The 18,541-nt window shown below is 71.8% G+C and carries 15 protein-coding genes; 1 reads left to right on the forward strand and 14 read right to left on the reverse strand.

Annotation, left to right across the window (positions count from 1 at the left end; all coding sequences use genetic code 11):
* Positions 1-4: 4 nt before the first annotated feature.
* The 7 genes from OG700_RS04395 to OG700_RS04425 form a co-directional block, all read right to left on the reverse strand.
* Entirely contained in the window at positions 5-724 is a 720-nt protein-coding gene (locus tag OG700_RS04395) for a 1-hydroxy-2-methyl-2-butenyl 4-diphosphate reductase (protein ID WP_405609142.1), read from the reverse strand.
* Positions 724-2,796, reverse strand: coding sequence for a squalene--hopene cyclase (gene shc, locus OG700_RS04400; RefSeq protein ID WP_405609145.1), 2,073 nt, complete (start codon positions 2,794-2,796; stop codon positions 724-726). The genes OG700_RS04395 and shc overlap by 1 nt, the downstream gene beginning before the upstream one ends.
* Positions 2,797-2,942: 146 nt before the next feature.
* Positions 2,943-4,001, reverse strand: coding sequence for a polyprenyl synthetase family protein (locus OG700_RS04405; protein WP_405621431.1), 1,059 nt, complete (start codon positions 3,999-4,001; stop codon positions 2,943-2,945).
* A 128-nt stretch (positions 4,002-4,129) separates the two neighbouring features.
* The gene (hpnE, locus tag OG700_RS04410) at positions 4,130-5,518 is read right to left on the reverse strand and encodes a hydroxysqualene dehydroxylase HpnE (RefSeq protein ID WP_405609148.1); all 1,389 of its coding nucleotides are present in this window, start codon (positions 5,516-5,518) and stop codon (positions 4,130-4,132) included.
* Between the two features lie 121 nt (positions 5,519-5,639).
* Entirely contained in the window at positions 5,640-6,590 is a 951-nt protein-coding gene (gene hpnD, locus OG700_RS04415) for a presqualene diphosphate synthase HpnD (protein ID WP_405609151.1), read from the reverse strand.
* Entirely contained in the window at positions 6,587-7,507 is a 921-nt protein-coding gene (gene hpnC / locus OG700_RS04420; RefSeq protein ID WP_405609154.1) for a squalene synthase HpnC, read from the reverse strand. Before hpnC ends, hpnD begins: the two co-directional genes overlap by 4 nt.
* A gap of 355 nt (positions 7,508-7,862) precedes the next feature.
* The gene (locus OG700_RS04425; RefSeq protein WP_405609157.1) at positions 7,863-8,552 is read right to left on the reverse strand and encodes a TetR/AcrR family transcriptional regulator; all 690 of its coding nucleotides are present in this window, start codon (positions 8,550-8,552) and stop codon (positions 7,863-7,865) included.
* 87 nt (positions 8,553-8,639) lie between these two features.
* Between OG700_RS04425 and OG700_RS04430 the strand changes: the two genes are divergently transcribed.
* Positions 8,640-10,850, forward strand: a complete 2,211-nt coding sequence (locus tag OG700_RS04430; protein WP_405621433.1) for an MMPL family transporter — start codon at positions 8,640-8,642, stop codon at positions 10,848-10,850.
* 96 nt (positions 10,851-10,946) lie between these two features.
* On the opposite strand, the gene OG700_RS04435 is transcribed toward OG700_RS04430, so the two are convergent.
* From OG700_RS04435 to OG700_RS04465, 7 genes are all read right to left on the reverse strand, one after another.
* On the reverse strand, positions 10,947-11,732 hold the full coding sequence (locus tag OG700_RS04435; RefSeq protein ID WP_405609160.1) for an ABC transporter ATP-binding protein: 786 nt from the start codon (positions 11,730-11,732) through the stop codon (positions 10,947-10,949).
* Complete coding sequence (locus tag OG700_RS04440; protein ID WP_405609163.1) at positions 11,725-12,663, reverse strand: ABC transporter permease; 939 nt, start codon at positions 12,661-12,663, stop codon at positions 11,725-11,727. Before OG700_RS04440 ends, OG700_RS04435 begins: the two co-directional genes overlap by 8 nt.
* A gap of 120 nt (positions 12,664-12,783) precedes the next feature.
* Positions 12,784-13,656, reverse strand: coding sequence for a glycosyltransferase family 2 protein (locus OG700_RS04445; RefSeq protein WP_405609166.1), 873 nt, complete (start codon positions 13,654-13,656; stop codon positions 12,784-12,786).
* 5 nt (positions 13,657-13,661) lie between these two features.
* Complete coding sequence (locus OG700_RS04450) at positions 13,662-14,441, reverse strand: CDP-alcohol phosphatidyltransferase family protein (RefSeq protein WP_405609169.1); 780 nt, start codon at positions 14,439-14,441, stop codon at positions 13,662-13,664.
* Entirely contained in the window at positions 14,419-15,480 is a 1,062-nt protein-coding gene (locus tag OG700_RS04455; protein ID WP_405609172.1) for an iron-containing alcohol dehydrogenase family protein, read from the reverse strand. The genes OG700_RS04450 and OG700_RS04455 overlap by 23 nt, the downstream gene beginning before the upstream one ends.
* Positions 15,468-16,205 carry a sugar phosphate nucleotidyltransferase gene (locus tag OG700_RS04460; protein WP_405609175.1) on the reverse strand — a complete coding sequence of 246 codons (738 nt, stop codon included), beginning with the start codon at positions 16,203-16,205 and terminating at the stop codon, positions 15,468-15,470. Before OG700_RS04460 ends, OG700_RS04455 begins: the two co-directional genes overlap by 13 nt.
* Positions 16,202-18,130, reverse strand: a complete 1,929-nt coding sequence (locus OG700_RS04465) for a DUF5941 domain-containing protein (protein ID WP_405621435.1) — start codon at positions 18,128-18,130, stop codon at positions 16,202-16,204. Before OG700_RS04465 ends, OG700_RS04460 begins: the two co-directional genes overlap by 4 nt.
* Positions 18,131-18,541: the final 411 nt, after the last annotated feature.

The following is an 18,541-nucleotide window of genomic DNA, read 5'->3' on the forward strand; positions in this document are numbered from 1 at the left end:
TAGCTCACCTCCTGGGGAGCAGCAAAGAACGGTGCCATTCAAGAAAAGCCGGAATGACGGCACGAAGGACACGGAAGGCTGATATTCCACCGCGCACCGTGCCGATCCGGACGAGCTCGTGCTCTGGAGCGTCCACGACCACCCGTACGGCCGCAACCGGGCGGGGCCGCCCGGCGCTCAGAGCGGTGCGGAGCGTGGCGGCGGACTCCATGTCCGCGGCGACGGCTCCGGTGGCGCGCAGTCCGGCCCGCTCGGGGCCGCGCACCACATGGTCGGATCCGGTGAGCGGGCCCAGGTGGACCGTGCGTCCGGGTAGTGCCCGGGTCAGCGCCTCCACGAGCAGCCCTGTTCCCGTGCAGGGCGTCGAGCCGTGGGGGCCCCGGGTCTCGTCGGCGACGATCAGGTCCCCGGGGTTCATGCCGGGGACCAGGCCGGCACAGAAGCCGGACGCGATGACGGCCGCGTCCCTGTTCCGGTCGGTTCCGAGCACGCGCGCCGTCGCGCGCTCGGCGTTCTTGGGGCCCATGCCGGTACGGAGCACGGTGACGGGTCCTGTGACGGGTCCGGTGTCGCCGGGACCGCCGCCGCGGCCCGCCAGACCGCTCCGCAGGGCGCTGCGCAGGGCGAGTTGCTCGATACCGAGGGCGCAGGCGATCAGCAGCGGTGTGGCGGCCGGGCCGCCGGAGAGGTCAGGGGAGGCGGCCCGGCCGGGCGGAGAGTCCATCAGGCCCCCTTGCGGCTGTCCGCCCGGCTGTCGGGTCGGCGCTCTGTGACGCTCCTGGCACGGCCGTCGCCCAGCCGCTCGGCGCGGCCCCGCGCCCGGTCCAGCCGCGGTTCCCCGTTGACGTAGCGGCCGAGGGCCGTGAGCGGGAACACCTGCCGGTAGAGGTGGTAGTTGATGGAGAAGTCCCACGGGAAGCCGGTGCCGGTGAAGTACGGCTCGTCCCAGGAGCCGTCCTCCCGCTGGGCCGCCGCGAGCCAGGCCACGCCGCGCTCGACGGCCGCCGTGTCGCGCCGCCCGGCGGCCAGCAGCGCGAGCAGCGCCCACGCGGTCTGCGAGGCGGTGGACGCGCCGTGTCCGATCCATTTCTCCTCGCGGTACGAGCGCAGATCCTCGCCCCAGCCGCCGTCGTCGTTCTGTACGGATTCGACCCAGCTGACGGCGCGGCGGATCGCGGGGTGGGCGGCGGGGAGCCCGGCGGCGACGAGTGCCGGTACGACGGACCCCGTCCCGTACACGTAGTTGACGCCCCAGCGGCCGAACCAGGCGCCGTCGGCCTCCTGTTCGGCGAGCAGCCACTCGATGCCGCGCCGGGTGTCGGGGTGCTGGGCCAGGCCCTCGTACGCCAGCATCTCCACGACGTGCGCGGTGACGTCGGCCGACGGCGGGTCGATGACCTCGCCGAAGTCGCAGAACGGCAGCCGGTTGGGGAACGGGCTGACGTTGTCGGCGTCGAACGCGCCCCAGCCGCCGTTCTTCGACTGCATGCCGAGCGTCCAGCGCGCGCCGCGCTCGACGGCCGTGTCCATGCGCGCGGTGTCCGGGTGGGCGACCCGGCGCAGCGCGAGGATGACCTCGGCGGTGTCGTCGATATCCGGGTAGTTGTCGTTGTGGAACTCGAACGCCCAGCCGCCGGGGGCGAGTTGGGGACGGCGCACGGCCCAGTCGCCGGGGCGCACGATCTGCTCGTCCAGCATCCACCCGGCCGCCCTGACGAGCGCGGGGTGGTCCGGGCTCACGCCGGCGTCGGCCAGGGCGATCGTGGCGAGGCAGGTGTCCCACACCGGGGACTGGCAGGCCTCGATCATGCGCGAGCCGTCCTCGCGCCAGACGGCGAAGCGGTCGAGCGATTCGAGTCCGGCGCGCATCACGGGGTGCTGGAGGTCGTAGCCGAGCAGATGCAGGGCGATGACCGAGTAGACGGCCGGGGGCTGGATGCCGCCCCAACAGCCGTCGTTCTCCTGGCGTTCGACGATCCAGCGGGCCGCCGCGTTCATCGCCGTGCGGCGTACGACGCGTGGTGCGACCTTGTGGTAGAGGTGCAGCGCCTTGTCGATACGCTGGAAGAACCCGTCCCAACTGGCCGCACCGGCAAGGGGCTTGGCGGGGTTCGGGCGGCTCACGTCGGTGTGCAGCTCGTCCAGCGCGAAGGGCGCGGGGCGGACCGGACGCAGGGCCGAGACGATCGTGAGGGGCACGATCGTCTGCCGGGCCCAGCAGCCGAACGAGTAGATGTTCAGCGGAAACCACTTGGGCAGGAAGATCAGTTCGGGTGGTACCTCGGGCAGGTCGTCCCACTTCCACCAGCCGAAGAGCGCGAGCCAGATCCGGGTGAAGACCCGGCTCTCGGCGATGCCGCCGTGCTCCCTGATCCAGCCGGCGGCGCGCGCCATGTGCGGGTCGTCGGGTCTGTCCCCGGCGAGGCGCAGCGCGACGTATCCCTCGATGGTCGTGGAGAGTTCGCCGGGCCCGCCGTAGAAGGTGGCCCAGGTCCCGTCGGTACGCTGCTCGCCCCGGATGAACCGGCCGGCCGCCTCGGTGGTCCTCGCGTCCTGGACACCGAGGAACTGACGGAGCAGCAGATCTTCGGCGTCCATGGTCACATTGGTCGCCAGGTCGCCCTTCCACCAGCCCTGGGCGTCCTGCTGGCCGAGCAGATGCTCGACGGATCGTGCGGTGGCACGCCGTGCGACCTCTCCGATGTCGCTCGTGACGGGAGTGGTGTCGGACGGTTCGCTCGCCGCGGCAGCACGGGGTCCCACGGCCCCGGAACTTCCGTCGGTCGTCGCTGTCATGGCTTCCCCTTACGTGCAGTTGGTCCTCTGCTGTGCTGGGGTCTCCGTCGTCCGGCGGATCGGTCACGACCCGCCGGACGGCGACTACGGAGGCTTGTGGTGCGGTCAGCCTCCGGTGAGCGCGGATATGCGAATGGCGATGGTGATCATCTCTTTCGTACGACGACGAAGTCCGCGAGCGCGGTGAGCTGCGCGCGGACCCGTTCGGGCATGTCGACGCCGCTCAGGGCCTCGATGGCGACGGTGTGCTGCCTGCGGGCCTCCTGGGAGGTCCACTCCCGGCCGCCCGCCCGGTCGATGAGCGCGGCCCTGGTCGCGAACTCCTCCTCCGAGAAGCTGTCGAAGTCGTTGCTCTTGGCGTCGGCGGCCAGGAGTTCACCGAGCCGCTGCGACGCGGGGCCTCCCGCGGCGAGCGCGGCGACCACCGGCAGGGACTTCTTGCGCTGGCGCAGATCGCTCCACGTCTGCTTGCCGGTGGCCTCGGGGTCGCCCCAGATGCCGAGCAGGTCGTCGACGGCCTGGAAGGCGAGGCCGAGGTGGTGGCCGTACGACTCCAGGACGTCGGCCGTCCGGTCGTCGGCCCCGCCGAGGACGGCGCCGATGGAGACGGCGCAGGCGAGCAGCGCGCCCGTCTTGTTGCCCTCCATCTCCAGGCACTCCTCGACGGTGACCCGCTCGCGGTGCTCGAAGGAGATGTCCTGCGCCTGACCGTCGATCAGTTTGCGGGTCGCCGTGGTGAGCCGGCGGGTGGCCCGGCCTGCTTCGGCGGTGCCGATCTCCAGCAGGATCTCGTTGGCGAGCGCGAAGAGCGCGTCACCGACGAGGATCGCCTGGGCGGGTCCGTGGACCTTCCACACGGTGTCGCGGTGGCGGCGCTGCTCGTCGCCGTCCATCAGGTCGTCGTGCAGCAGCGAGAAGTTGTGCACCAGTTCCACGGCGACGGCGCCGGGGACACCCGTCTCGGCCGCCGCTCCCGCCGCCTCGGCGGACAGCAGGGCGAGCGCGGGGCGTACGGCCTTTCCGCCGTCCCCGTCGGCGGGCCGGCCCTGGGCGTCGATCCAGCCGAAGTGGTAGGCGGCGACGGTGTCCATCGGCGGGGCGAGCCGGCCGACGGCCGCCCGCAGCACGGGGGTTGACAGGGCACGGCCGCGCTCCAGCAGCGCGAAGACGTCCGCGGTGTCGACAGCCGGATTGGCCGGGGGCACAGTCGGCACGGTCTCTCCTCTTTTCGCAGTACTCATGGGTCCCGTACGCGCCGTCGCCGTACTCGTCATCGCTGTACTCGTCGTCGCCGCGCCCGTCGCGGCGGCCTGCGTCGTGGTGGCGTCCGGCCTCATGCGGCCTCCCGCAGCGGATGCCGGTGGGTGCGGCCGAGTTCGGACAGGGCAGCGCCCGCCGCGCTGAAGCCGCTGCGGACCGCGCCTTCCATCGTCGCGGGCCAGCCGGTCGCGGTCCACGCCCCGGCCAGAAAGAGCCCGGCCACGCGGGTGCGGGCGGCGGGGCGAAGCCGCCCCACGCCGGGTGTCGGGGCGAACGTCGCCGTACGCTCCCGGGTCACGAAGAAGTCCCGCACCTCGGCGCTGCGCGCGGCCGGGAGGAGCCGTCTCAGCTCGGGCAGGTAGCGCTCGCGCAGTTCGGCGACGGGCAGGTCGATCTCGTCCGTGACGGCCGACTGCGACAGCGCCACGTACTGACCGTCCTTCAGGCCCGAGGCGTCGGTGCGGTCGAAGACCCACTGCACGGGGGTGCCGATGGCGGCGAAGAAGGGCCGGCGCAGCACCTTGCGGTCGTAGACGACGTGCACGTTGAGGATCGGCGACGTGCCGATGTCGAGGAGCCGGCCCGGCTGGTCGAGCGCGCCGTCCGGCAGCAGCGCGTGCGTCTCGCGCTGTGGTACGGCGAGGACCACCGCGTCCGCCTCGATACGCTCCCCCGGTACGTCGACGCTCCAGCGCCCGTCCCCGGTACGGGTCACGGCCGTGACGCGGGTGCGCAGCTCGGTCCGTACGCCTGCGGCGTCGAGGGCCTTGCGGGCGAGCGTGTCGTGCACCTCGCCCAGCGGGACCCGAGCCCAGCCGATGTCGGCGGCGCCGCGCTCGGAGAGCAGGCCGGTCTTGAAGACCATCGCGGCCAGGCCCATGGACGCCTGCGCGGCGCGGACGTTGAGGGTGGCGACGCAGACGAGGTCCCACAGGGCTTCGACGGCGCGCGGCGACTGACCGTGCCGGCCGAGCCAGGTCGCGAAGTCGATGCCGTCGAGCGCGGGGTCGGCCGGGTCGAGCGCCTTGAGGGCGAGCGCGGCGCGTCCCACGGAGGCCTTCTCGGCGAGCGAGAGGTGCGGGTAGGCGGCGAGCCCCGCGGCGAGGTGCAGCGGTACGGGCAGGGCGTTGCGGCGCAGCCGTCCGACCCGGGGCCGGTCCGGGCGTCCCACGTCCAGTACGGGAACGTCGAGCCGGTCCTGGACGGGCGCGAGCGCGGCGGCGTCGACGCGGTCGAGGAACCAGCGGTAGGCCGTGCAGCAGCGCAGATACACGTGCTGGCCGTTGTCGACGGTCAACTCGCCGCGGGTGAAGGAGAAGGCGAGACCGCCGAGCCGCGGGCGGCCATCGACGAGCGTCACGCGCACTCCGGCGTCGGCCAGTTGGAGCGCGGCGGTGACGCCGGCGATGCCGCCGCCGACGACGACCGTGTGGCGGGACGCCGCGCTGTCGGATGTCGTCATGCGCCCTCCCCTGCGACTGTCGCAGTCAGGGACGCGTCAGGGACGCGGACGGTTGACCGGCCGGCGCCGGTGTCGATGCCGGCCCACGGGCGGGTGCCGGTGCCGGTGCCGTGCGGGAGTGTCACGGGCGCCTCCTGACGGTCTGCCGGGAGATGTTCCTGGCGTCGAGTCCGGAGAGGCCGCGCACGGCGACGTACGCCTTCTCTCGGCCCGGCAGCGAGACCCGGCCGCGCAGGACGGCCCCGGGGTCGCGTTCGATGCGGTCGAGCAGCCGGCGGTAGATGCCCGCCATGGCGGCGACGCAGGCGCCGCTGCGCCGGTCGAGCATGGGCAGCAGCCGGTAGCCCTCGGCGAAGAGCGCGCGGGCGCGTCTGACCTCGAAGTGCACGAGTCCGGTGAAGTCGGAGCCGGCGGGCGGGGTGGGGCTGTCGAAGCCGGCCGAGCAGCCGAACTTGGCGAGGTCGTCGGCGGGCAGATAGGTGCGGGCGTTGCCGGCGTCCTCGCGTACGTCGCGCAGGATGTTGGTGAGCTGGAGGGCGAGGCCGAGGGTGTCGGCGTACTCGGACGCGCGCTCGGCGCCGGGCGCCGCGGGGTCGGTGCCGAACACCCCGAGCGAGAGTCTGCCGATGGCTCCGGCGACGCAGCGGCAGTAGATCTTGAGGTCGTCCCACGTCTCGTACGTCTCGCCCTTGACGTCCATCAGGACGCCGTCGATCAGTTCGTCGAGCCCGCCGAGCGGGAGCGGGAAGCGGCGGGCCGCGTCGCTCAGCGCGACGGCGACGGGGTCCGTGTCGTCCTCCTCGACGCCGCCCCGTCTGATCCGTCCGAGGACGGCGCGGGTGTCTTCGAGCCTGGACTGCTTGGCGCCGGGCTCCAGCGTGCCGTCGCCGATGTCGTCGACGCGCCGCGAGAACGCGTAGAGCGCCGACATGGCCTGCCGCTTGTCGACGGGCAGCAGCCGGATGCCATAGGCGAAATTACGGGCCTGCTGCCCGGTGACGGCCTCGCAGTAGCTGTACGCGGCCAGTACCGGCGCCGACACGGGGGTCTGTCCCTCCACGATCCGGCTCACCCCTTTCTGTGCGTTTTCCGCAGGACTGCTCCCACTTCACGCAGCAGACGTGGTGTGGTGGCTTTGGGCGGTCCGGGCAGTACATCGTGTCCCACGGCGGCCACCGAGGAGAGGGCGGCGCGCCCCCCGCCGACGAATCCGGCGAGCAGCAGCCGGAGTCTGCCGCCGACGCTGTGGACCAACGGCCCTCCCTGGTTGAGGAGTTGGCCGGCGCGTTCGGCCTCGTAGGCGATCAGAGTGCGGACGGAGGCGTTCGCGGTCGGCGCGGCGAGGTCCGTCTCGGTGACGTGGAAGCGCTTCATGTCGTCGGCGGGCAGATAGATCCGGTCGCGCGACAGGTCCTCGGCGACGTCCTGGAGGTGCTCGACGATCTGGAGCGCGGTGCAGACGGCGTCGGAGCGGCGGATCCGTTCCGGGCTGGCGGTGCCGGTGATGGCGAGGACGAGGCGGCCGACGGGGTTGGCGGAGAGTTCGCAGTACGCGACCAGGTCGTCGTAGGTGCCGTAGCGCCGTACGGACTGGTCCTGGCGGTTGGCCTCGATCAGGCCGAGGAACGGCTCGGGGGTGAGCGCGTGGCGCCGCACGGTCGGGACGATGCCCCGCAGCAGCGGGTGGCCGGGGGCCGGGCCAGCCGGGTCGAACACCCGGCGCAGGTCGGCTTCGAAGGCGTCCAGCATGGCGGGCCTGTTGTCCGTCAGCGCGGGGTCGAGGCCGAGATGGCGGGCGTCGGCGCCGCCGGGTGCGAGGTCGCCGTCGCCGATGTCGTCGACGAGGCGGGCGTAGCCGTAGACGGCCATCAGATCGTCGCGCCAGGCGCGCGGCAGGAAGAAGGGGGCGACCGGGAAGTTCTCACCGGACGCCTTGTCGAGGGTGGCACGCGAGGAGGTTTCGGCCTGCCTCTGGGGGGCGCCCGTCACTGCGGACCGCCTGCTGCGGGGACGGCGAAACCCTCGCGGAGCTGGAGATCAACCGTCATTGCCGTCACGTCTCCCGTTCTACACTGCCGACCCAAACATCCCATTTCGGACACGCCGCGCGGCCCGGCCACGGGGACACCGCCGATCTGGCGGACCTGCGGCCGGTCAGCCTGGGCTTACGGACGTATCGCCGCTCTTGCCACGAATCAGCACCGCTACAGCTTACGTCGTACAACACCCTCGGCCGCGCCGGGGCACCTCGCGCACCTCGACAACGCCACGAGCCGCTTCAACCTTCCTCAGCGGCGGGGGACTTGACGGAAGTTTGACGATCGACGGGGGCGGAGGCCCGCGCTCACGGCCCGTCGGGGCGCCCCCGGGGCACCAGGAGACCGGCGACGATGGTGTCGGTCGCGCGTTCGATCACGGCCGCCCGGCCGGCGGCCGGGAGGCGGCCCATCGGCCCGTCGAGCAGGAGCATCGCGAGGCCGTGCGCCGTCGCCCAGGCGGCGACCTCGGCGCCGGGGCGGTTGCGGGCGGGCATGCGGCCGGTGGCGACCAGTTCGTCCAGGGCCTCGCTGAGCAGGTTGTAGGAGCGGTACTGGGGATGGTCGTCGGGCGGCGTCACGCCGCCCCACCCGGCGTCCTCGCCGGCACCCAGCAGCGCGTGGGAGAAGGCCGTACGGAAGAGGCCGGGATGCGCCAGGGCGAAGCCCACGTACCCCCGGCCGAGAGCCGCCAGCCGCAGTTGCGCGGCGGCGCCGGGGTCGCCGTCCCGGGGGACGCCGGCCCCGACCTGTTCCATGGCCTCCGCGAGCCGGTGCTGCGCCTGGATCTTGACCGCGAAGAGCAGATCACCCTGGCCGGCGAAGTGGCGGTAGGCGGCGGTGGCGGAGACGCCCGCGCGGCGGGCCACCTCGCGCAGGACGACCTTCTCCGGCCCTCCGTCGGTCGCGAGCTCCACCCCGGCGGCGATCAGCGCGTTGCGCAGGTCGCCGTGGTGATAGCCGGCCTTGGCCCCCTGGTTCGCCCGGTTCGTCTCCATGCCCTCATCCTGCCCGATGTTGACAGCATTAACATCCGCTGCCAGAGTCAGTGTTGACGCCGTTAACATTCGGAGATGGGGGATCCCGTGCTGTCCAAGATCGCTGAGCTGGCCCTGAAGAGGTCACGGCTCCTACTCGTACTGGCCACCGTCGCCGTGCTCGCCATGGGCGCGCTCGGCGCGGGCGCCTTCGGCAAACTGCTCGGCGGCGGATTCGACGACCCGGACGCGCAGTCGTCGCGCGCCGCCGTCCTGATCGACGAGAAGTTCGGGGGCGAGACCAACCTGCTGTTCCTGGTCGGCCCGAAGGAGACCGGCGCGCCGGGGCCCGGCTCCCCCGCCGTCGACGAGCGGGGCCGCTCGCTCACCGACGCGCTCAAGGACGACACCACCGTGAGCAACGTGGTCTCGTACTGGGACACCAAGAGCCCGCGGCTGATCTCCGAGAACGGCGGCGAAGCCCTCGTCGCCCTCCACGTGAAGGGCGACGAGACCGAGCGCGGTGAGCGCGCCGAGCAGCTGATCGACCGCTACACGGGCGACCGCGACGGTGTCCAGGTCCGGGCCGGCGGCGAGAGCGCCGTGAGCATCGACGTCAGCGCCCAGGTCTCCGGCGACCTGGCCGTGGCCGAGGCGATCGCCGTACCGGTGACACTCCTGCTGCTGGTCCTCGCCTTCGGCAGCCTTCTCGCCGCGATGCTGCCGCTGGTCATCGGACTGATCGCGATCGTCGGCACGTTCGCGCTGCTCTTCGTCCTCGGCAGCGTCACCGAGGTGTCCGTCTTCGCGATCAACCTGACGACCGCGCTCGGCCTGGGCCTCGGCATCGACTACGCGCTCCTCCTGGTCAGCCGCTTCCGCGAACAGCTCGGCGCGGGGCAGGAGGTCCCCGAGGCGCTGCGCACCACCGTACGGACGGCGGGGCGCACGATCCTGTTCTCGGCCGCGACCGTCGCCGCCGCGCTCGCCGCACTGCTCGTCTTCCCGCCGTTCTTCCTGCGCTCCTTCGCCTACGCGGGGATCGGCGTGGTCGTGATCGCGGTCGTCGCCGCCCTGTTCGTCGTGCCGCCGCTGCTCGCCGTGCTCGGCCACCGGGTCAACAAGGGGCGGCTGCCCTGGGCGACGGCCGTACGCCGCTCCGACGCGCCGTTCTGGGGGCGGCTCGCCTCGCTCGTCATGCGCCGCCCCGCCCTCACCGCCCTGCCCGTGCTCGCCGTGCTGCTGCTCGTCGCGAGCCCGCTGCTGGGTGTCACGTTCGGCACACCCGACGAGCGGGTGCTGCCCGAGGACACGGCGGCCCGCCAGGTGGCGACGGCCGTCCAGAACGACTTCCCCACCGACGAGGCGGGCGCCGTCCAGATCGTCAGCACCTCGGCCGTCGACGCGGGGCCGCTGGCGGCGTACGCGGACGCGCTGTCCCGGCTGGACGGTGTCGTACGCGTCGACGCCTCGACCGGCACCTACACCGACGGCAGGAGCCAGGAGGCGGGCCCGGCGAACGCGGGGCTCGCGGGGGCGGACGCACAGCGCCTCGTGGTCGTCACCGGCACGGAGCCCAAGTCCTCCGCCGCCCAGGACCTGGTGGCGGACATCCGGGCGGTGGAGCGGCCCGCGGGCACCGACACGCTGGTCGGCGGCACGGACGCGGTGCTGGTGGACTCCCGGCAGTCCATCGGTGACCGGCTGCCGCTGGCGATCGGGCTGGTCGTCGTGACGACCTTCGCGCTGCTGTTCCTGTTCACCGGCAGCGTCGTCCAGCCGCTGCGCGCGCTGCTGCTCAACGCGATCAGTCTGTCGGCGGCGCTCGGCGCGATGGTGTGGATCTTCCAGGACGGTCATCTGTCGTCGCTGCTGGGCTTCACCCCGCAGCCGATGGACACCTCGATGACCGTGCTGCTGTTCTGCGTCGCCTTCGGACTGTCCATGGACTACGAGGTGTTCGTGACCAGCCGGATGAAGGAGCTGCACGACGCGGGCGCGGACCGGGAGACGACCGTCACGCAGGGCCTGGCCCGCACCGGGCGGATCGTCAGCATGGCGGCCGGGCTGCTGGCCGTGAGCTTCTTTGCCTTCGGTACGAGCGGGATCAGCTTCCTCCAGATGTTCGGCATCGGGAGCGGTCTGGCGATCGTCATCGACGCGGTGGCGGTGCGTGGTGTGCTCGTACCGGCCGCGATGCGGCTGCTGGGGCGCACCGCCTGGTACGCGCCGGCCGCGCTGCGCAGGCTGCACGGGAAGGTGGGCCTGACCGAGGAGCCGGACGCCACCGAGCCGGACCGCACCCCGGTCGGCGTCTGACGCACCACGCACACCGCGGCGGCCCCCGCCGGATAGACTCCGGCGGGGGCCGCCGCGGTGTCTGTGCCGGGTGCCCGAACTCCCCTGGGGATAACGCTACTTGCCGGTCTCCTTCTCGTACGCCTTGAGCACCTCGTCCGTCGGGCCGTCCATCAGCAGCTCGCCCTTCTCCAGCCACAGCACCCGGTCGCAGGTGTCCCTGATCGACTTGTTGCTGTGGCTGACCAGGAAGACCGTGCCCGCCTCCTTGCGCAGCTCGCGGATCCGCGCCTCGGAGCGGATCTGGAACTTGCGGTCACCGGTGGCCAGCGCCTCGTCGATCATGAGGACGTCGTGGTCCTTGGCCGCCGCGATGGAGAAGCGGAGCCGGGCGGCCATACCGGAGGAGTAGGTGCGCATCGGCAGGGTGATGAAGTCGCCCTTCTCGTTGATGCCGGAGAAGTCGACGATCGACTGGTAGCGCTCACGTACCTGCTCGCGTGTCATCCCCATGGCCAGACCGCCGAGGATGACATTGCGCTCGCCGGTGAGATCGTTCATCAGCGCGGCGTTGACACCGAGCAGCGAGGGCTGGCCGTCGGTGAACACCTTGCCGTGCTCCGTGGGCAGCAGCCCCGCGATGGCGCGCAGCAGGGTCGACTTCCCGGAGCCGTTGGTGCCGATCAGGCCGATCGCCTCACCGCGGTACGCGGTGAAGGTGACCCCCCGGACGGCGTGGACCTTACGGACTCCGCGCGACTCGCCCTTCTCGCGCCTGAGTATGCGGCTCAGTGCCGCGGTCGCGCTGCCCTTGCCACCGCCGCCGCCGTTGACGCGGTACACGATGTGCACGTCGTCGGCGATGACGGTGGGGACGCGTCCCTGCTTGTCTAGGTCAGCCACGGCCGTACCGTTCCTCAGCCTTCCAGAAGTACACGAAGCCCGCGATGCCGACGAGCAGCGACCAGGCGAGACCTGCGGCCCACACGTGCTGGGGCAGGTTCTCGGAGCCGTAGTCGTCGATCAGCGCGAAACGGATGAGGTCCATGTAGATGGCGGCGGGGTTGTACTGGAGTACGTCGACGATCCAGCTCGGCACGCCCGGCTTGTCCGCGAGGATGAGCGGGATGGAGAACATCACGCCCGACGCGTACATCCACGTCCGCATGACGAACGGCATCAGCTGGGCCAGGTCCGGGGTCTTGCTGCCCAGCCTGGCCATGATCAGCGCCAGCCCGGTGTTGAAGACGAACTGGAGCATCAGGACGGGCAGTACCAGCAGCCAGGACAGGCCCGGCAGGCTGCCGAAGCCCACCACCACGACCAGCAGCACGATCATCGAGAACATCAGCTGCTGGAGCTGCTGGAGGGCGAACGAGATGGGCAGCGAGGCCCGGGGGAAGTGCAGCGCCCGCACCAGCCCGAGATTTCCGGCGATCGCGCGGACCCCGGCCATCACGGACGTCTGGGTGAAGGCGAAGACGAACACGCCCGTCACCAGGAACGGGATGTAGACGCGGATCTCCATGCCGCGGCCGGCGTTCAGGATCAGGCCGAAGATCAGGAAGTAGACGAAGGCGTTGAGCAGTGGGGTCGCCACCTGCCAGAGCTGGCCGAGCTTCGCCTGGCTGTACTGGGCCGTGAGCTTCGCCTGGGAGAAGGCGAAGATGAAGTGGCGCCGGCCCCACAGCTTGCGGATGTACTCGGCCAGTCCCGGACGGGCACCGCTCACCGACAGGCCGTACTTGGCGGCCAGTTCGGCCGAGGACAGACCGTCGTCGGGAGACGGCGGGGCGCTCATGGCGATCGCGCCGTCATGGGTTGTCTCACTCACAAGTTGAAACTTTCGTGTTCAAGATGCGCAGCCGGTCGGGCACAGGCGTGGACGGCCGGGACCCGGAGGTAAGGGCCTGTCGTCCAGACCCCGGCCCCGATGCTCTCAGAGCCGAGCCTGTCAGATGACAGGCGGTCGGCCCAGTCGGGTCAGCCGCCACACCGTACGCCACTTCATGGGCCTGCGGGGACCGCACGGAGTCGTCCAGCCTTCCCGGAAACCGCCGAACCATGCCTTCAGCGCGGGGACGGTGGGGCGCCGGGCCAGGGTGAGCAGGATCCAGACGCCGAGATAGACGGGGACGACGGGCGCGGGCAGGTTGCGGCGCGCGAGCCAGACCCGGTTGCGGGCCACCATGCGGTGGTAGACCGCGTGCCGTGACGGCGGCATCGTGGGGTGGAAGAGCACCATGTCCGAGCGGTAGTCGATCATCCAGCCCGCGTCCAGCGCCCGCCAGGCGAGGTCGGTCTCCTCGTGGGCGTAGAAGAACTCGCCGGGCAGCGCGCCGACCTCGGCGATGACCTTCGTACGGACGGCGTTGGCGCCGCCCAGGAAGGTCGTCACGCGTGAGGAGCGCAGCGGGTCGGAGGCGCGCAGCCGCGGGACGTGACGGCGCTGGGTGAGGCCGGTCTCGGGGTCGGCGATCCGGAAGCTGACGATGCCGAGGACCGGGTCGGCGGCGAACGCCGCGCGGACCAGCTCGGCGGTGTCGGTGCCGGGCAGCAGTCCGTCGTCGTCGAGGAAGAGCAGGACGTCCACGTCGCCGCCGGAGGGGCCGAAGGCCTCGATGCCGACGTTACGGCCGCCGGGGATGCCGAGGTTCTCGGGCAGTTCGACGGTCCGTACGCCCTCGGGCACGTCGCCGACGGGGGCGCCGTTGCCGACGACGACGACATCGATCGGGTCGCCGTCCTGCTTGGCGACTGAGTCGATGAGGGCCCGGAGGTCGTCGGGGCGGTTGCCCATCGTGATGATCACCGCACCGAGCCGCATGTCACTCACCTCAGCCTGCTCGACGCGAGGATCGACACGAGGTGCAGCAGCGTCTGCACGACGGCGATACCGGCCAGCACGGCGACGCCGAGCCGGGAGAAGAACAGGTCGTCCCTGACCGTGTCCAGCACCGCCAGCAGAAGGATCAGCAGGGACGCCTCGATCCCGAGGATGAGGCGGTGGAACTTCAGCGCTCCGGCGGCCCTGCGGGCCAGCGCCATCCCGGACGAGCGCGGCTCGGACGCCGTCTCCTTGACCGGCGGCAGGCCCTGCTGGTGGCGGGCGACGCCGACGAGGTCGGTCTCGGCCTTGATCAGGATGGCGCCGAGGGCGGCGAGGGTGCCGAGGAAGGCCCAGAGCCAGTCGATCCGCCCGGAGCCCCACAGATCGGCGGCGCGCAGCCCGAACCCCACCAGGACGGCGGCGTCGCACAGGTAGGCGGCGACCCGGTCCATGTAGACCCCGGTCATCGAGTACTGCTTCTTCCAGCGGGCGATCTCGCCGTCGACGCAGTCCAGCAGCAGATAGAGCTGGACCATCACCACACCGAGCACCGCGCCCAGGATGCCGGGCACCAGGAGGGCGGGGAGGGCGAGGACAGCCGCGGCGGTCATCACGTAGGTCACCTGGTTGGGCGTGACGCGTGTGTTCACCAGGTGCCGGTCGATGCGCAGGGAGACCTCGCGCATGTAGAGCCGGCCCCCCCAGTGCTCGCCGCTCCGCCGGTCCTTGACACCCGGGGGGTGAACGACCGGGCGTAGTTCAGCTACCGATGGCTTTTGCATAGTCGGCGTAGGCGTCCTTGATCTGGTCCGGGGACAGGTTGAGGTGCTCCAGGATCGTGAAGCGTCCCGGACGGGTCTGCGGTGCGTAATCCACGGCCCGGACGAACTCGTCCAGGCTGAAACCGATCTCCGCCGGCAGCACGGGAAGACCGTGCCGGCGCAGTACTTCGGCGATGAGCCGCGACTGCGCGTGGGCGCCGCGCAGGTGCATCGCGAAGGCGGCGCCGATCCCGACCTGCTCGCCGTGGCTCGCGGCCCGCTGGGGGTAGAGCAGGTCGAAGGCGTGGCTGATCTCGTGGCAGGCGCCGGACGAGGGGCGGGTGTCCCCGCTGATCGAGATCGCGATGCCGGACAGCACGAGCGACTCGGAGAGCACGGTGAGGAATTCGTCGTCGCCGATGGTGCCGGGGTGGCGCAGGACGGCCTCGCCGGCGGTCCGGGCCATGGCGGCGGCGAGGCCGTCGACGGGCTCGCCGTTGACCTCGTGGGACAGCTCCCAGTCGGCGATCGCGGAGAGGTTGGAGATGGCGTCGCCGATGCCGGAGCGTACGAAGCGGGGCGGGGCCTCGCGTACGACATCGAGGTCGATGACCATCGCGATCGGCATCGGGACGCCGTAGGAGCCGCGCCCGTTGTCGTTGTCGAGGGTGGCGACCGGTGAACACAGGCCGTCGTGGGCGAGGTTGGTGGCGACGGAGACCATGGGCAGGCCGACCCGCGCGGCGGCGTACTTCGCGACGTCGATGATCTTGCCGCCGCCGAGGCCGACCACCGCGTCGTACCGCTTGCCCCTTATGTCGTCGGCGAGTTTGACGGCGGAGTCGATCGTGCCGTCGGCCACCGGGTACCAGGCGGCACCGGGGAGCACCGGCGACAGCTTCTCGCGCAGCGCCTGCCCCGATCCGCCGCTGATCGCGATCGCGAGCTTGCCGGACGCGGAGATCCGCTGGTCGGCGAGGAGGCCGGCGAGATCGTCCAGGGCACCGCGGGTGATGTCGACGACGACCGGGGACGGGATGAGTCGGGTCAGTACTGGCACGCGATGACACGGCCCTTCGCGAGGTCGTCGTGGTTGTCGATCTCCACCCAGGGGACGTCTCCGATGGGGGCGACGTCGATGGTGAAGCCTCTGTTCACGAGTTCCTGGTAGCCGTCCTCGTAGTAGAGGTCGGGGTCGCGCTCGAAGGTGGTCCTGAGGGCGTCGGCGAGGTCGTCGGCGGCCTCGGGCTCGATGAGGGTGACGCCGATGTACTCGCCGGTGGCGGTGGCGGGGTCCATCAGCTTCGTGATGCGCCGCACCCCCTTGTCGGCCTCGGTGATGACCTTCATCTCCTCGTCGGCGAGCTGCTTCACCGCGTCCAGGGCGAGGATGATCTTCCGGCCCTCGCCGCGGGCGGCGAGCAGTGTGCGCTCGACGGAGACGGGGTGGACGGTGTCACCGTTGGCGAGGATCACACCGCGCTTGATGATGTCGCGGGCGCACCACAGGGAGTAGGCGTTGTTCCACTCCTCGGCCTTGTCGTTGTCGACCAGGGTGAGGGTGAGGCCGTACGTCGCCTCCAGGGCCGCCTTGCGCTCGTACACGGCCTCCTTGCGGTAGCCGACGACGATCGCGGCCTCGGTGAGCCCGATCTCCGCGAAGTTGCCGAGCGTCAGGTCGAGGACGGTCGTGTCGCCGTCCACGGGCACGAGGGCCTTGGGGAGCGTGTCGGTGTAGGGGCGCAGGCGCCTGCCGGCACCGGCTGCCAGTACGAGGCCGATCATGCGGTTTCTCCTTCGTCGTGTACGGCGGGGGCTCCGGAGGACACCCAGAACCGGATGGACTCCGTGAGCGCGATCACGGCGACGACGACGGCGAGCAGCGTCAGTCCCAGGGGGAGGTCGAACGCGGCCGTGGAGAAGGCGGCGAGTACGGCCACGAGCAGTGTGCGTCCCTCGTGTCCGCCGAGGGAGCGGACCAGGGCGCGGGGCGGGGCTCCGGCGCCGCCACGGATGCGGTACACCGTGTCGTAGTGATGGTAGGCGACCGCCGCGACCAGTCCGAACGCCGCGGGCAGGGCGCCGGGGACGTCGGCGCGGGCGGCGAGGATCAGGATCGTGCCGTACTCGGTGGCCCGGAAGACCGGCGGGACGAGCCAGTCGAGCGGGCCGCCCATGCGGTGCGCGACGGCGATGCCCGAGGTCACGACGTAGATCAGGGCGCCGAGGACGAGTACGGGGCTGTCGAGCGGGCCGAAGGCGGCCATGGCGGTGGCGGCCGCGCCGCCCGCGACGGCGATCAGCGGGGCCAGTACGCCGGGCAGCGCGCGGGCCGGACGCCGCACCGGGCGGGTGACCAGTTCGGCGAGCGGCCCGGTGTCGGCGAGGTCGGCGAGCGCCCCGGCGGCCCGGTCGGTGCGGACGGCCTTGCGGGTCACCGAGCGCAGGACGCGGCCGGCGGTGGTGTAGCAGGCGGCGAAGGCGCAGCCGACGAGGAGCGCGTAGAAGACGATCCGGGGGGTGGTCACGGCGGTGAGGACGGCGATCATCGCCCAGCGCTCACCGATCGGCAGGACGATCATCCGGCGCACCCAGACGGTCCAGCCGACGCTGTCGAGCCTGCTGGAGAGGGCGGTGGTGGGGGTGCCGACGACGGCCTTGCCGTTGACCGTCGCGGCGGTGCTGTCGGCGTTGGCCTCGTTGAAGGAGAAGTCCACGAAGTGGCGCACGGACTGCAGGACCATCGCGGCGAGCGCGAGTGCCCAGACGTCATCGCCGCCCCGGGCGGCGCCGATCGCGAGACCGGCGTAGTACGCGTACTCCTTGGCCCGGTCGAAGGTCGCGTCCAGCCAGGCGCCCAGGGTCGAGTACCGCAACGAGTAGCGGGCGAGCTGTCCGTCGGCGCAGTCGAGGACGAAGGAGAAGAGCAGCAGCAGTCCGGCCGCGACATAGCCGCCGCGGGTGCCGGTGGCCGCGCAGCCCGCCGCGATCAGGGCGGTGAACAGGGACGCGGTGGTGACCTGGTTGGGGGTCAGTCCGCGCCGGGCGCACCAGCGGGCGAGATAGCGGGAGTAGGGGCTGATGCAGAAGGTCGTGAAGAAGCCGTCGCGCGCCTTCACGGCGGAGCGCAGGCGTACGGCCTCGTCGTCCACCGCGGCGACGGCGGCGAGCGCCTGCTCGCGGTCGGCCGGTCCGGCCGGGACGGCGGCGACGAGCGAGCCGAGTTCGGGGTGCCGCACGACGGTGCCGTCGGCTTCGAGCGCGGCGGACACCCGGTCGGCGAGCGGGAGTTGGGAGGCGGCGGGCGCGGGGTGCGTGGCGGGCTGGTCGGCCTCGGTCACGAGGCCGACGGCACCGGTCCGTACGGCGGGGGCGCCGGCCGTCGCGTCCTTACGGTCCGCGGCCGTGCCGTTCACCACGGTGACCAGCGCCGTGGCCAGTGCGGCACGCGCCTCGGGCTGAGCGGTCAGCGCGCCGGTGACGGCCGCCGCCGGGAAGCGCGGATCGGTCAACGCCAGTCGCAGCGCGTGGAGATGGCCGACGAAGCCCTGATCGACGAGGGCGACGCGGTCGGCGGCGGGGGCCGAGGCGAGCAGGCTCACGGCCGCAGCCGTGTCGGGTGCGGTGCGCACGTCGAATCCCAGCGACCGCAGATCGCCTTCGAGCGGCGATCCGGGTACCGGCGTCCCGGTGAGGATGGCGGTCGACAGACGAATTCACTCCTTGACACTGACAGGGTGGACGCGCGGCGGCTCTGCCCGGCGTCCGGGTCGGCGGCACGTCGGCAGAGGCTATCGGATGAACGGAAACCCGCGTTCACTGCCCGTTCACGCGCCGGACGCCATGGCCCTGTTTCCCGGATCACCGCGGATAGCCCTGCGGCGTCCGGCGCGGTGCGTCGCAAGGCGGCGGATTGCCCTCGTACTGGACGTACTTGGGCGATTCGACAACGCAGCGAGGTGCCGTGCCGGGCGTCGTGGGCTCGCGGTGATCCGGGAAACAGCACCATGAGCCGGGCCGATTCCGGCCCGCCGGGAGATCATCATTGTCGATCGGTGCCCCGCCCCACAAACCGCGGCCGTCAGGGACCCGTACGGGTCCCGTAAGACATATCCGACTCC

Source organism: Streptomyces sp. NBC_01508, assembly GCF_045040315.1.
GTDB lineage: Bacteria > Actinomycetota > Actinomycetes > Streptomycetales > Streptomycetaceae > Streptomyces.